This is a genomic window from Azoarcus indigens (assembly GCF_004361735.1).
Taxonomy (GTDB): domain Bacteria; phylum Pseudomonadota; class Gammaproteobacteria; order Burkholderiales; family Rhodocyclaceae; genus Azoarcus; species Azoarcus indigens.
On sequence record NZ_SNVV01000007.1, the window covers coordinates 1 to 14178 of the forward strand.

General features: G+C 67.3%; 12 protein-coding genes. 4 read left to right on the forward strand and 8 right to left on the reverse strand.

What is annotated here, in order from left to right; translation table 11 throughout:
- Positions 1–887, reverse strand: an 887-nt coding sequence (locus tag C7389_RS09425; protein WP_162851709.1) for an RHS repeat domain-containing protein, incomplete at its 3' end; no start/stop codon positions are given.
- Between the two features lie 200 nt (positions 888–1087).
- Between C7389_RS09425 and C7389_RS09430 the strand changes: the two genes are divergently transcribed.
- The gene (locus tag C7389_RS09430; protein ID WP_162851710.1) at positions 1088–1765 is read left to right on the forward strand and encodes a type II secretion system protein GspD; all 678 of its coding nucleotides are present in this window, start codon (positions 1088–1090) and stop codon (positions 1763–1765) included.
- Entirely contained in the window at positions 1731–2537 is an 807-nt protein-coding gene (locus C7389_RS09435; protein ID WP_133590683.1) for a hypothetical protein, read from the forward strand. The genes C7389_RS09430 and C7389_RS09435 overlap by 35 nt, the downstream gene beginning before the upstream one ends.
- A 175-nt stretch (positions 2538–2712) precedes the next feature.
- On the opposite strand, the gene glmS is transcribed toward C7389_RS09435, so the two are convergent.
- The gene (glmS, locus tag C7389_RS09440) at positions 2713–4539 is read right to left on the reverse strand and encodes a glutamine--fructose-6-phosphate transaminase (isomerizing) (RefSeq protein ID WP_133590685.1); all 1827 of its coding nucleotides are present in this window, start codon (positions 4537–4539) and stop codon (positions 2713–2715) included.
- Between the two features lie 68 nt (positions 4540–4607).
- Entirely contained in the window at positions 4608–5966 is a 1359-nt protein-coding gene (gene glmU, locus C7389_RS09445) for a bifunctional UDP-N-acetylglucosamine diphosphorylase/glucosamine-1-phosphate N-acetyltransferase GlmU (protein WP_133590687.1), read from the reverse strand.
- Positions 5967–6162: 196 nt separating this feature from the next.
- On the opposite strand from glmU, the gene C7389_RS09450 reads away from it, so the two are divergent.
- Both C7389_RS09450 and C7389_RS09455 read left to right on the forward strand, forming a co-directional pair.
- Positions 6163–7566 (forward strand): bifunctional enoyl-CoA hydratase/phosphate acetyltransferase, encoded by a 1404-nt coding sequence (locus C7389_RS09450; RefSeq protein ID WP_133590689.1) that lies wholly within the window; start codon positions 6163–6165, stop codon positions 7564–7566.
- Between the two features lie 4 nt (positions 7567–7570).
- Positions 7571–8758: an acetate/propionate family kinase gene (locus C7389_RS09455; protein ID WP_133590691.1), complete on the forward strand. Its 1188-nt coding sequence runs from the start codon at positions 7571–7573 to the stop codon at positions 8756–8758.
- A 188-nt stretch (positions 8759–8946) separates the two neighbouring features.
- Here C7389_RS09455 and C7389_RS09460 read toward each other — a convergent pair whose 3' ends face one another.
- From C7389_RS09460 to C7389_RS09480, 5 genes are all read right to left on the reverse strand, one after another.
- The gene (locus C7389_RS09460) at positions 8947–9774 is read right to left on the reverse strand and encodes a helix-turn-helix transcriptional regulator (RefSeq protein WP_133590693.1); all 828 of its coding nucleotides are present in this window, start codon (positions 9772–9774) and stop codon (positions 8947–8949) included.
- Positions 9775–9855: 81 nt separating this feature from the next.
- Positions 9856–10038: a DUF2783 domain-containing protein gene (locus C7389_RS09465; RefSeq protein WP_133590696.1), complete on the reverse strand. Its 183-nt coding sequence runs from the start codon at positions 10036–10038 to the stop codon at positions 9856–9858.
- Positions 10035–11753 carry an FAD-dependent oxidoreductase gene (locus C7389_RS09470; RefSeq protein WP_133590698.1) on the reverse strand — a complete coding sequence of 573 codons (1719 nt, stop codon included), beginning with the start codon at positions 11751–11753 and terminating at the stop codon, positions 10035–10037. The genes C7389_RS09465 and C7389_RS09470 overlap by 4 nt, the downstream gene beginning before the upstream one ends.
- A 112-nt stretch (positions 11754–11865) precedes the next feature.
- The gene (locus C7389_RS09475) at positions 11866–12618 is read right to left on the reverse strand and encodes a sulfite exporter TauE/SafE family protein (RefSeq protein ID WP_133590700.1); all 753 of its coding nucleotides are present in this window, start codon (positions 12616–12618) and stop codon (positions 11866–11868) included.
- 92 nt (positions 12619–12710) lie between these two features.
- A complete protein-coding gene (locus tag C7389_RS09480; RefSeq protein ID WP_133590702.1) occupies positions 12711–14174 on the reverse strand; it encodes a glutamate synthase subunit beta in 1464 nt (487 codons plus the stop codon).
- Positions 14175–14178 lie beyond the last annotated feature (4 nt).

The following is a 14178-nucleotide window of genomic DNA, read 5'->3' on the forward strand; positions in this document are numbered from 1 at the left end:
ATCCTGCCCAGCGCGTCCCAGGTGTGGCTGGCGACACTGCTGTTGTTGGCGTACTTGGACTGGGTGCGCCGCCCCAGCAGGTCGTAGGTGAAGACGACGTTGTCCGCGGTGGCGGGGTAGCTGCGGCCCACCAGCCGGTTGAGGTTGTCGTAGGCGAGCGTGACCGTCTGGCCGCTGCGCTTCCGGTGGCTGGTGAGGTTGCCCGCGGCGTCGAAGCCGTACGTTTCGTAGTCGGTGGTGGAGGAGGTGTTGGGCGTGCTGGGGTGGGGGTAGCGCAGCGTTACCCGGCGGTCGTGGCCGTCGTATTCGTAGGTCGTCCGGTTGCCCTTGGCGTCCGTCAGCGTGGTCGGCAGGCCGTTGTTGCTGTAGGTGTAGGCGGCATAGGTCTGCGCCAGCGCGGTACCGACGGCGCGCCTGACCTGCAGCACGCTGCCGTCGGCGTTGTACTGGGTCTCGCTCACCCGGTTGCCGCCTTCGGCCGCGGGCAGGCTCTCGGTCACCCGGATCAGCCGGTCGAGGTCGTCGTAGGCGTAGTCGGTCACCGCCACCGGGGCGGCAGCCGTCGGGCAGGTCGTGGCCGCCGCCGTCACCGCCGGGCCCCAGGCCTTGAGCAGCTTGCCGGTCGTCGTGTAGCTGCGGCAACTCACCAGCCACTGCGTGCCGAGCTGCGCCGCGGTGCGCACCAGGCGGCCGTCTGCGTCGTAGCCGAAGCGGGTCTGCTTGCCCAGGGCATCCGTCGTTTGCGTGACGCGGCGTTCGGCGTCGAAGGTGCTGGTGGTGGTGTCGGTGACGTCGGTGCGCGGGCCATCGACCTGGGTGAGGTTGCCGACCGCATCGTAGGTGAAGCTGGTAGTGAGGTTGAGCTTGCCGCTGCCCGCATCGGCCACCACCGTTTGCGGAACGTATTTGTTGGCCGCGTTGTAGGTGCTCGTCGTCGCTACCGTGGCAGTAGCGTTGATCTTGCTCGTCTGCGAGGTCTGCAGGTAGAAGGTCGGTCACCCTCAACGACAACTTGCGGTATGGCGTTCAATGGTTCTTCGATTCAGGCGAGAACACGGTGACCTTAAGCACAACGGACACCGGTTCCGTGGCAACTCAATTCCCAGGCTTCTCTTATGTCTATTCCGGACGTGCCGACGCACGCGTCGTCCTGAACGCACTGCAGTCGAAGACCGAGGTTCGCATCCTCTCCGCGCCCAAGCTCTCAGTCATCAACAACCAGAAGGCGAGCTTGCAGGTGGGGGACCAAGTCCCGATCGTGACCCAGACAGCGCAAAGTACGGACTCCGCCGGCGCCCCCATCATCAGCACGGTTCAGATGCGGGACACCGGCGTCATTCTGGAAGTGACACCACGCGTCAACGACAACGGCAACGTGATCCTGGATGTCATGCAAGAGGTCAGCGAGGTTGCTCAAACAACTTCATCCGGCATCGACTCCCCCACTATCCAGCGACGCAAGATTCACAGCATCGTCGCCACCCGGGACGGCTTCACTGTCGCCCTTGGAGGCTTGATCCGGGAGAGCGGTGGTCGCGGAGACAGCGGCGTTCCCCTGCTGAAGGACATTCCCGTGGTCGGCAGCGTATTCAAGAACAACACCGTCGACCCAAGGCGAACAGAACTCGTTGTCCTGCTTGTTCCCCATGTCATGCGCAACCAAAGTGAGACGCAAGCTGTCGTCGACGCCCTGGTCGATGGCCTGGAAGCCGCAAGCAGCCTCGCCGAGCATGCACGACCTCTCGTACCACTCCCGACCAAGTAAGGGGTTCGTCCTGCTTCATACCTTGTGGCTGCTGCTGGTCGCCACAGCCTTGGTCATAGGATTGCTCATTCTCGCCACCCGCTCTTCGGAACGCTGGGCACTCGGAGAGCAGGAAGCTCGGCGGGAGATTGCCCAGGAGTCAGCGGTTGAACTGGTGCTGCATGACCTTGTTACGCGGGGCACCCGCAGTCCTTGGCTGACGCTGCCAAGCGCTCGTGGCGAGCTCAATGTTGATGACCAAGTCATCTCGATATCGGTACAAAACGTCGCAGGTCTGATCGACGCAGGAACCGCCGATGACAAGACTCTTGCGGCCTTTCTGGATCGAGCCGTCAAACAGAGCAGCAAAGACATGCTCATGAACCTGGATATGGCTAGGCTAAGACTTGGTGCCGAGACGCGTCCTTTCTCGACCTACGCCGAACTCCGGGCGCTCATGGGCGCCTCTGATCATGAATTCAGCTGCATTTACCCGCACCTCACCCTGTTCTCGGGAAGCGCTCAGCCCGACCTGTCTTTCGCTTCTCCACCCCTGATCGCGCTCCTGCAGATCGGGCAGCGCTCCTCCACCCCCGTCTCTGCGATGGAAGGAGTCTCGTCGGCCGCGGGAGCGACCTACCGTATCGAAGCCCGAGCGTCAGACGCATCGGGAAGCCGAAAGGGACAGGTCTTGTCGGTTGAAGTCACGATCACTGGCAGGCTCCAGCCCAGCCATATTGTCCGCAGTTGGTTACGCCTCTCCCAGGCCGAAGACAATCCGCCATGCGATTGAACATGACGCCATACTCTTTCCTAGTCGGGAGGCAGACTGCGGTCTCCAGAGCGGGCGTCCACTTCCGCCTGCAAGAGTCGATCGAACGCATCTGGGTCCAAGCTGCGGAGTAGGTCGAGTAGCGCCCTGGTCCGTTCTGAAGTTGTTTTCAGGGAGCTCTAGAGAGGCAAGCGCTTCACTCCACCGTAACGCTCTTCGCCAGGTTCCGCGGCTTATCCACGTCCGTACCCTTCACCAGCGCGGCGTGGTACGACAGCAGTTGCAGCGGGATCACGTGCAGTACCGGCGACAGCATGCCGTAGTGCTCCGGCATGTGCAGGATATGCAGACCTTCGGATTCGGCGATTTCGCTGCCGGCGTCGGCGAAGACGTAGAGCTCGCCGCCGCGGGCGCGGACTTCCTGCAGGTTGGACTTGAGCTTTTCCAGCAGTTCGTCCGCCGGGGCGACGGCGATCACGGGCATGTCCTTGTCCACCAGCGCCAGCGGGCCGTGCTTGAGCTCGCCGGCGGCATAGGCTTCGGCATGGATGTAGGAGATTTCCTTGAGCTTGAGCGCGCCTTCCATGGCGATGGGCCAGTGGCGGCCACGGCCGAGGAAGAGGGCGTGATGCTTGGCGGCGAAGCGCTGGGCCCACTTCTCGATTTCGGGCTCCAGTTCCAGCACCTTTTGCACCGCCACCGGCAGGTGACGCAGCGCGCCGAGGTGGCGGGCTTCTTCCGCTTCGCTCAGGCGGCCATTGAGCTTGGCCAGGGTGAGGGTGAGCAGCGCCAGCGCGGCGAGCTGGGTGGTGAAGGCCTTGGTGGAGGCGACGCCGATCTCGGGGCCGGCGCGAGTGATGAAGCGCAGCGCGGTTTCGCGCACGATGGCGGATTCCGGCACGTTGCAGATCGCCAGCGTACGGCCCATGCCCAGGCCGTGGGCGTGCTTGAGCGCGGCCAGGGTGTCGGCGGTCTCGCCGGACTGGGAGATGACCACGACCAGGGTGTCGGACTCCGGCACCGATTCGCGGTAGCGGTACTCGCTGGCGATCTCCACCGAGCACGGAACCTTGGCCACCGACTCCAGCCAGTAACGGGCGACCAGGCCGGCGTGGTAGCTGGTGCCGCAAGCCAGCACCAGCACCCGGCGGACGCCGTCGAGCACTTCGGGCGCCCGGGAGCCGAACAGTTGCGGAGAAACCGAGCCGCCGCCGGCAATGATCTCCAGCGTGTTGCCCAGCGCCTGGGGCTGCTCGAAGATTTCCTTCTGCATGTAGTGGCGGAACTGGCCCAGTTCCACCGCATCCGCCGACAGGCTGGAGATGTGCATCTCCCGCTCCGCCGGCGTGCCGTCGGGCCGCACGATGCGGTAGGCGTTCAGCCGCAGTTCGGCCACGTCGCCATCTTCCAGGTAGATCACCTTGCGGGTGACCTGCAGCAGCGCGGCGGTATCGGAGGCGGCGTACATGCCCTCCTCGCCCACGCCCAGCAGCAGCGGCGAGCCGCGGCGGGCGACGATGGCACGGAAGGGGTCGGCTTCGGCGACCACGCCGATGGCGTAGGCACCGACCAGTTCGTTGAGCGCGAGACGCACCGCTTCGAACAGGTCCGGCGTGGTGGCGAGCTTGCTGTGCACCAGGTGGGCGATGGCCTCGGTGTCGGTATCCGACTCGAACACATAGCCGCGCGCCTGCAGGCTGGACTTGATGGCCTCGAAGTTCTCGATGATGCCGTTATGCACCACCGCCAGGCCGCCGGAGATGTGCGGGTGGGCATTGCGTTCGCAAGGCACGCCGTGGGTAGCCCAGCGGGTGTGGGCGATGCCGATGTTAGCGCTGAGCTGGCGCGCATCGGCCAATGCCGCCAGTTCGGCGACCCGGCCGGTGGAGCGCAGGCGGGTGAGGCCATTGGCCAGCACTGCGACGCCGGCGGAGTCGTAGCCCCGGTATTCCAGCTTGCGCAGCCCTTCGAGCAGCACGGGAACCACATTGTTGGTTGCGATGGCGGTGACGATGCCACACATAGCGGGATTTCCTTGTCAGGCGGGGCCGGGAACGGGGCGGGAGAAAGGGGAGAAGGTGAGAAACGGGCTCAGCGCTTCTTCTCCGGCCGCTTCCAGCCGGCGATGCTGAGCTGCTTGGCGCGCGACACGGTGAGCTGCTCCGGCGGCGCATCCTTGGTCAGGGTGGTGCCGGCGCCCAGGGTGGCGCCGCGGCCGACGCGGACCGGGGCGACGAGCTGGGTGTCGGAGCCGATGAAGGCGTCGTCCTCGATCACGGAGCGGAACTTGTTGGCGCCATCGTAATTGCAGGTGATGGTGCCGGCGCCGATGTTCACCCGCCGGCCGACATCCGCGTCGCCCACGTAGGCGAGGTGGTTGGCCTTGGATTGATCCTCGATGCGGCTGTTCTTGATCTCGACGAAGTTGCCCACGTGCACTTCCTTGCCCAGCACCGTGCCCGGCCGGGTGCGGGCGTAGGGGCCGACGACGCAGCCTTCGCCCATGGTGCTGTCCTCGACATGGGAGAACGGGGCGATGCGGCTGCCGGCGCCGACCACGGCGTTGCGCAGCACGCAGTTGGCGCCGATGCGCACACCGTCGGCGAGTTCAACGCGGCCTTCGAACACGCAGTTGACGTCGATCTCGACGTCGCGGCCGCAGACGAGTTCGCCACGCACGTCGATGCGGGCCGGGTCGATCAGCGTCACGCCGTCTTCCAGCAGGCGGCGGGCGATGTTGCCCTGGTGCAGGCGCTCCAGTTCGGCCAGCTGCAGCTTGCTGTTCACACCCAGGGTTTCCCAGGCGGCGCCCGGCTGCACGGTGACGACTTCGACATCGTCCGCCACAGCCAGGCCGATGATGTCGGTGAGGTAGTACTCGCCCTGGGCGTTGTCGTTGCCGATGCGGCCCAGCCAGTCGCGCAGGCGGGCGACCGGCGCGACCAGGATGCCGGTATTGACCTCGCGCACCTTGCGCTCGGCGTCGGAGGCATCCTTCTCCTCGACGATGCGGGTCACCCGGCCGCTGCGGTCGCGCAGGATGCGGCCGTAGCCGGTCGGATTGTCCAGTTCCACCGTGAGCAGCGCCAGCCGGCTACCGCCGGCCGCTTCGGCCAGGCGGCGCAGCGTGGCCTCGGCGATGAGCGGCACGTCGCCGTAAAGCACCAGGGCGGACTCGGCATCCGAGAGATGGGGCAGCGCCTGCTGCACCGCGTGGCCGGTGCCCAGTTGCGGCTCCTGCCGGGCCCAAGCCAGGTCGGGCGCATCCAGCCGCTCCCGCACCACCTCGCCGCCATGTCCATAGACCACGCAGATGCGTTGAACGGAAAGCGCGCGGGCGGCGTCGACCACGTGGGCCAGCATCGGCTTGCCGGCGATCGGCTGCAGCACCTTGGGCAACATCGAACGCATGCGCTTGCCTTGGCCGGCAGCAAGAATCACGACTTCCATGGGGCCCCCGGGGGCAATCGGAAAGGCGGCGATTTTAGCATGCGCCCCTCCGCCCCCCGTGTGACGGACGCCATGGCAAGTGGGTGAATGTCAACGATATGTTGCGGCGCAGCGCCGCTTGACGCTCGTCTAATAAAAAGACCCTGTTGCCGTCTAGAATAGCCCTTACTGCAACGCAAACAGCGAGAACGTGGACATGGAAAATGCCGTGCAGCAATTTATTCAGAATCGCACCTTCGACGAGATCGCCGTTGGCGAATTCGCCCAGCTGATACGCACGCTCAAGCCGGACGACATCCACCTGTTCGCGGTGATGTCCGGCGACGTGAATCCCACCCATGTCGATCCCGAATATGCCCACTCCAGCCAGTTCCGCGAGGTGGTGGGCCACAGCATGTGGGGCAGCACGCTGATCTCCACCGTGCTGGGCACCGAGTTTCCCGGCCCCGGCACGGTCTATGTGTCGCAGGCGCTGAACTTCTGGCGCCCCATCACCATCGGCGACACCCTCACCATCACGGTGACCTGCAAGCAGAAGTTCGAGCACAACCACCACATCGTGTTCGACTGCCTGGCGGTGAACCAGGACGGCCTCAAGGTCATCGACGGCACCTCCGAGGTGCTGGCGCCCAGCGAGAAGATCAAGCGGCCACGGGTGAATCTGCCGGCAATCAAGATTTCCGACCGCGAGCTGCGCTACCGCCATCTGCTCTCCATCACCGCCGGCATGTCGCCGATTCCGATCGCCGTCGCCCACCCGTGCGATGCCGAATCCCTGCGCGGGCCGGTACAGGCGGCGCAGGCCGGGCTGGTCGATCCCATCCTGGTCGGCCCGGAGGCCAAGATCCGTGCGGTGGCGGAGGAACAGGGGCTGGACCTGCGCCCCTTCCGCATCATCGACGTGCCCCACAGCCATGCCGCCGCCGAAGCCGCGGTCGGCCTGTGCCGCGACGGTGGCGCCGAGGCGCTGATGAAGGGCTCGCTGCACACCGACGAGTTGATGGGCGCGGTAGTGTCCCGCACCGGCGGCCTGCGCACCGCGCGCCGCATCAGCCACGTATTCCTCGCCGACGTGCCCACCTACCCGCATCCGCTGATGATCACCGACGCGGCAATCAACATCGAGCCGACGCTGGAAGACAAGGTGGACATCATCCAGAACGCCATCGAGCTGGGCCTGATGCTGGGCCTGATCGAGCCCAAGGTCGCCATCCTGTCTGCGGTGGAAACCGTCACCTCCAAGATCCGCTCCACCCTGGACGCCGCCGCGCTGTGCAAGATGGCCGACCGCGGCCAGATCAAGGGCGGCCTGCTGGACGGCCCGCTGGCCTTCGACAACGCCGTCTCCCTGGTTGCCGCCAAGACCAAGGGCATCCGCTCGGCGGTGGCCGGCAACGCCGACATCCTGGTAGTACCCGACCTGGAGTCCGGCAACATGGTCGCCAAGCAGCTGGAATACCTGGCGGACGCGCTGATGGCCGGCGTCGTGCTGGGCGCCCGTGTGCCCATCGTGCTCACCAGCCGCGCCGACACCGCCGAAACCCGTGCCGCTTCCTGCGCCGTAGCGCAGTTGATGGCGCACAAGAAGCGCGCGGGGTGAGCCGATGAAGGCCATCCTGGTACTCAATGCCGGGTCGAGCAGCCTCAAGTTCGCCCTCTTCGCCCTGCAGCCCGGTCTCGCCGATGAAGCCGCCCTCTCCGGCCAGGTCGAGGGCATAGGCGCCGAGCCGGTGCTGGCCGCGCGCGACGGCGAAGGCAAGCGCTACCGCGAGCCGCTCACCGTTACCAGCACCAGCCGTACCGAGCAACACCGCGAGGCGCTCACCTATCTGTTCCGCTGGCTGAGCGCGCATAACCCGGCGCTGGAGATCGTCGCCGCCGGCCACCGCATCGTCCATGGCGGCGAGAACTACAGCGAGCCGCTGCTGCTCACCGGCCCGGCCCTGCGCCAGCTGCAGAAGCTGGTTCCGCTGGCGCCGCTGCACCAGCCGCACAACCTGCGCGCGGTGCAGGCGGTGGCGGCGCTGATGCCGGAGATTCCGCAGGTCGGCTGCTTCGACACCGCCTTCCACCGCACCCAGGAGCCTGTCGCCCAGGCCTTTGCGCTACCGCGCGCCATCTCCGCCGAGGGCGTGAAGCGCTACGGCTTCCACGGCCTGTCTTACGACTACGTGGCGCGCCAGCTGCCGGACGTGCTGGGCGACCGGGCGCAGGGCGGCGTGGTCATCGCCCACCTGGGCAACGGCGCCTCCATGTGCGCGCTGCGCGACGGCAGGAGCGTGGCCTCCACCATGGGCTTCACCGCGGTAGAGGGGCTGATGATGGGCACCCGCACCGGCAGCCTGGACCCCGGCGTGCTGCTCTACCTGATGGAGCAGAAGGGCATGGACCTGCAGGCGCTGACCAACCTGCTGTACAAGGAATCCGGCCTGCTCGGCGTCTCCGGCATCAGCCAGGACATGCGCACCCTGCTCGCCTCCGACAAGCCCGAGGCGGCGGAAGCGGTGGACCTGTTCTGCTACCGCATCGCCCGCGAACTCGGCTCGCTGGCGGCAGCGGCTGGCGGCGTGGACGCGCTGGTGTTCACCGGCGGCATCGGCGAGCACGCGGCGGAGGTGCGGGAACGGGTCGCGGCCCGTTGCGGCTGGCTGGGCCTGAAGCTGGACGCCGCCGCCAATGCCGCCGGCGCGCTGCGCATCGACGCGCCGGACAGCCAAGTGGCGGTGGCGGTGGTACCGACCAACGAGGAAGCGATGATCGCCCGCTACACGGTCGAAGTGCTGGGACTCTAAGCCTGGGCGTTCCTGCCGTGCAGTATGGAAGAAGCCCGGCAAGACCGGGCTGCTTCTTCTTTGATCCTGCCCGGTGATTGAAGCCTGGTGGGGCCGGCATCGCCGAAAGCGAGGCACGCGGCAATCCGGGCGAGGGTCGGGGGGACGCTGCGGGCTTCCGGCCTGGCCTGAGCCTTGCCGAAAGCCACCTAATCGCCCTTCCGCGCCGGGGCCCGGCTGGCCGGCGCCATCAGCAGGGCCCACAGCTCGCGCTGGCCGCCGATGCCGAGCTTGCGGTAGAGACGCTTGAGATAGGTCCGTGCGCTGGCGGGCCGGATGCCGAGCGCCGCGCCAACCTCCGCCACGTCGCCACCTCGCAGCAGAGCACGCAGCAAGTCCAGGTCGCGGGCACCAAGTTCGGGGAAGCGCTGCTGCAAGCGCGCCAGCAGCAGTGCCGGCATCGCCTCGTCGCTGCGCTGGCGGGCTTCGTGCAGCCGGGCGAGCTGGACCACCAGCGGTGCCCAGGCTTCGATGGCGCCCAGCTCGTTCGCCCCCAGCTTGCCATGCTCCCGGCCGCGGTAGAAATTCACCGACAGCCAGCGCCCGCCCTCCAACCGCGACAGCAGCGCGGCCCTATCGGCGATACGCGGCCGCTCGTAGCAGATGCGGCGGTATTCCGGCTCGAAGATGTCTTCGCCCGCCTGGCGCTGCAGCAGCAGGCCGCCGGCGCGCGCTTCGCGGCTGGCCATCGCCAGCCGGCTGCCGTCCCATGCATGGAAGCGGGCGGCGTAATCCCTTGAGATCAGCGGCAGTTCGCGGGTACGCGCGCGGTCGGCGTAGGACAAGACGGCGGGAGAAGCGGCGCCGTCGTGGACGAAGACGGTGCATTGGGCGAGCGGCAGCTGGGCCGCCAGCAGGTCCAGCAGATCAGCGGCCAGGCCACGGCCGCCGCCCTCGACGCCTGCCAGCAGCCCGGCCACCCGGGGCGCATCCAGCAGGCGGTCGTTCGCCCGCGGCCTGATAGTCCAGAACTCCATGCCATCTCCTCCGCGAGCGCCTTCCCGGTGGCGGCGCTGCCGGTGTTTTGCGGGGAGTATAGCGACGGGGGAGCGGCGGCCTTACAGGTCCCGGCGGGCAGCCGCCAGCAGGCCGGAAAAACGTTCGACGTCGCCGATCTCGTTCGCTGCCAGCAGGGCGAGCTTGGCCAGCAGGCGCTGGACTTCGGCCTGCGGCACCGCGTCGACCGCCTCGGCGAGGAGATCGTAGATGCGCTCCAGATCGGGGATGGACAAGGTGCTCATGGTTCGAGACTCCGGGGTTCGTGGCCTAGCGCCCGGTCCAGGGCGAGCTGCAGCCGGTCGGCGGACAAGGTGAGCCAGCGGGCGCAGACGTGCTGGTCCGGCCGCAGCAGATAAGCGGCGCCGGCCAGCGTCACGCCGAAGTGCCTGTGCAAGCGGCCCTCGCTGTCGGGCAGGATCTGCCCGTCTTCCACGGCGCCGCCCGGAGCTTCCTCGACCATGGCCACCCTCAACAATCGCAAGGGCACGCCACGCCGGCGGAAGGTGGCTATGCAGGCGAGCACCTCGGGCGCAGGCCCGGCGCCGAAATGAAGCAATTGGAAGGCCGGCCCCAGGTGGTCCAGCAGGAAGCCACCCTGCTCCAGCCTCAGGTCGGCACAGGGCGCGCCGTGAGGCGGGCCAGCGTCGAACAGCGCGTCGTCGTCACCCGCGCAGTTGAGGGCGGAGCTTGCGTAGTCGTGAGCGCGGGAGGTGCGCCAGTGCAACAGCGGGCGGACGAACTCCTCGCTCAACGCCAGGGACAGCACCGCGTCCCGCAGCAGGCGATAGCCGGGGCTGGGCGGCGTCATGAAGCGGGTGCTCTTGCCCGCCTCGTCGATGATCTCGCGCGCGGCGGCGACCCGCTCATGGGAGTAGCTGGACAGCAGGCCGGGGCCGGCGCAGCCGCGCAGCTTCAGTGCCAGTTTCCAGGCCAGATCGTGTGCATCCTGGAAGCCGGTGTTCGCCCCTCGCACGCCGAAGATGGGCAACAGGTGGGCAGCGTCGCCGACGAAGGCCACCCGCCCATGCAGGTAGTCCGGCAAGGTCATCGCCCGCGCGGAATAGACCGAGCACCAGTCCAGTTCCCACGGCCGGCCAGCGGCGCCGACCAGGGCCAGCGCGGCGTCGATACGGGACCTCAGCGCTGCCGGTGCCAGCGCCTCCTCGGCCGTCTCGCCTGGCGGCAGCTGGTAGTCCACGCGCCAAATGCCATCCGGCTCCCGGTGCATCAGCACGGTGTTGCCTGGATTCCAGGGCGGGTCGAAGAAGGCCAGGCGCTCGGTCGGCAAGTCCAGATCCACCCGGATGTCGGCGATGACGAAGCGCCCCTCGTAGGCCGTCCCCTCCATCTTCAGCCCCAGCAACTGGCGCAGCGTGGAGTGCGCGCCATCGGCCGCCACCACCCACTGCGCGCCCAAAGCATAGTCGCCGGCGGGTGTCTCCACCGTCAGCCGCACGCCGTCCTGGTCCTGGGCGATGGCGCTGACGCGGTTGCCCCAGCGCAGCTCGGCGTTGGGAGACTGCGCCAGCGCATCGGCCAGGTAGCGCTCCAGATAGGGTTGCTGCAGATTGGTCATCGGCAGGAAGCGCTGGTCGGCATCATGCGGCGCAGCCATGCGGAACACGCGGCGGCCGCGGTAGTAGGAATTGCCGTAGCGCCACGGCAGCCCCTTTGCCACCACCCGGTCGGCCACGCCGAGCTGATGCAGTATCTCCATGCTGCGGCGGGTGAAGACGATGGCGCGGCTGCCTTCGGAAACCTGCCGCTCCGCCTCCAGCAGCACGCAACGCACGCCGTAGCGGGCAAGATCCAGCGCCAGCGCCAGGCCGATGGGCCCCCCGCCAACGACGACGACCTGCACCTTTTCCTCCGGTGCATGCGCAGGTGGCAGCCAGACGGGATGAACACGGTAGGCGAAGTAGAGCGAGGCCCGGGGCTGGGCTTCCGGCTGGTGCATGCGCCTTTCCTCCTTAATGTCCGCCGGGCGGCGGGGAAGGACATGCTAGAGCGCGACCGGAGGCGGACTGTCCCCAGTTGGGGACAAGCGAACACCCCTTGGTGGACGACTCTTACCCTAGCAATGCGTCCCACAGCAGCTTGAACCCGGACAGGCCCAGCATTGCGGTGGCAAACAGGTAGAAAGGCCGTTCGGGAATCCGCGCCAGCAGCGCCATGCCCAGGCGCACGCCTATCGGCACCAGCGGCAGCAGGATGGCGGACATCAGCAGGCTTTCGCGGGAGAACAAGCCCAAGCCGATGTAGAAAGGCAGCTTCGCCATGTTGATGACGGCGAAGAAGAACACCGAGGTGGCGACGAACACTTCGCGCGGCAGCTTGCGGCCCAGCAGGTAGATCAGCAGCGGCGGACCGCCGGCGTGGGAGAGCGTGCTGGTGAAACCGGCGCCGGCACCGCACAGCCACGCCCAGGCGCCCGGACGGCCCTCGCCTGCCACCGCCGCCCCAGGCCGCCGCAGCAGGCGATCCAGCGCGAACGCCACCGCGATCAAGCCCAACGCGCCCTTGACCATGCGCTCCGACATCACGCCGAAGGCCAGGGTGCCGAGCAGAATGCCCAGCACCGCGGCGGGAATCAGCACCCGCAACTCGCTCCAATCCGCCTTGCCACGCCAGGCGCGGATACCGAACAGGTCCATGGCGATGAGGATGGGCAGCACCACCGCCACCGCGTCGTGCGGCGATATCCACATCGACATGAAGGGCACCGCCAGCCCGCCCAGCGCGCCGCCCAGTCCGGATTTGGAGATGCCGGTGAGCAGGATGGCAATGATGGTGACGATCCAGCCGCTGACACCCAGTTCCACGCTGCATGCTCCCGCTGCGGCGCCTTTCGCGCCTCAAAAACAAGAAGGCGACCTTCCGGTCGCCTTCCCTTGCCTGATGAAGCCTGCGCCGCTCAGCGCGGCAACACGCTCTCGCCCATCAGGAATTCATCCACCGCGCGGGCGCACTGGCGGCCTTCGCGGATTGCCCAAACCACCAGCGACTGGCCGCGGCGCACGTCGCCAGCGGCGAACACCTTGTCCACGCTGGTGGCGTAGCAGCCGGCACCGTCGGTGGTGGCCTTGGCGTTGCCACGCGCATCCTTGGCGACACCGAACGCATCCAGCACGCCGCCCACAGGATTGGTGAAGCCCATGGCGAAGAGCACCAGGTCGGCCTTGATCTCGAACTCGGAGCCCGGCACCTCGCTCATCTTGCCGTCCTTCCACTCCAGGCGGACCGCCTTCAGCGCGGTGACCTTGCCGTTGTCACCGATGAACTCCTTGGTGGCGACGGCGAAGTCGCGCTCGCAGCCTTCTTCGTGGGAGCTGGAAGTGCGCAGCTTGGTCGGCCAATACGGCCAGGTCAGCGGCTTGTTCTCCTCCTCCGGCGGCATCGGCATCAGTTCGAACTGGGTCACCGAGGCCGCGCCATGGCGGTTGGAGGTGCCGACGCAGTCGGAGCCGGTGTCGCCACCGCCGATCACCACCACATGCTTGCCCTTGGCGGAGATCGGGTTCGGGCGGTCGCCCGCCACTTCCTTGTTCTGCGGAATCAGGAACTCCAGCGCGAAATGCACGCCGGCCAGGTCGCGGCCCGGCACCGGCAGGTCGCGCGGCACTTCGGAACCACCGGCCAGCACCACCGCGTCGAATTCCTTCTTCAGATCGTCGGCGGAGATGACTTCCTTGGCGTCGTTGACGATGCCGGCAGGCATTTCCTTGGTGCCGACCAGCACGCCGGTGCGGAACACCACGCCCTCGGCCTTCATCTGCTCGGCGCGGCGGTCGATCAGGCCCTTCTCCATCTTGAAGTCGGGAATGCCGTAGCGCAGCAGGCCGCCGACGCGGTCGTTCTTCTCGAACACGGTGACGTCGTGACCGGCGCGCGCCAGTTGCTGGGCGGCGGCCAGGCCGGCCGGGCCGGAGCCGACCACCGCGACCTTCTTGCCCGTCCTGACGGCAGCTGGCTGCGGCTTGACCCAGCCTTCTTCCCACGCCTTGTCGATGATGGCGTGTTCGATCGATTTGATGCCGACCGGGTCGGAATTGATGTTCAGCGTACACGCCGCCTCACAGGGCGCCGGGCAGATGCGGCCGGTGAACTCCGGGAAATTGTTGGTGGAATGCAGCACCTCGATGGCTTCGCGCCAGTTGCCGCGATACACCAGGTCGTTCCAGTCCGGGATGATGTTGTTCACCGGGCAACCGTTGTTGCAGAACGGGATGCCGCAGTCCATGCAGCGCGCGCCCTGAACCGCAGCCTGCGCGTCGTCCAGGCGGAGCACGAACTCCTTGTAGGACTTCAGGCGCTCGTCGACCGAGGCATAGGCCTCGGACAGACGCTGGTGTTCGAGAAAACCTGTGGGCTTGCCCATATTC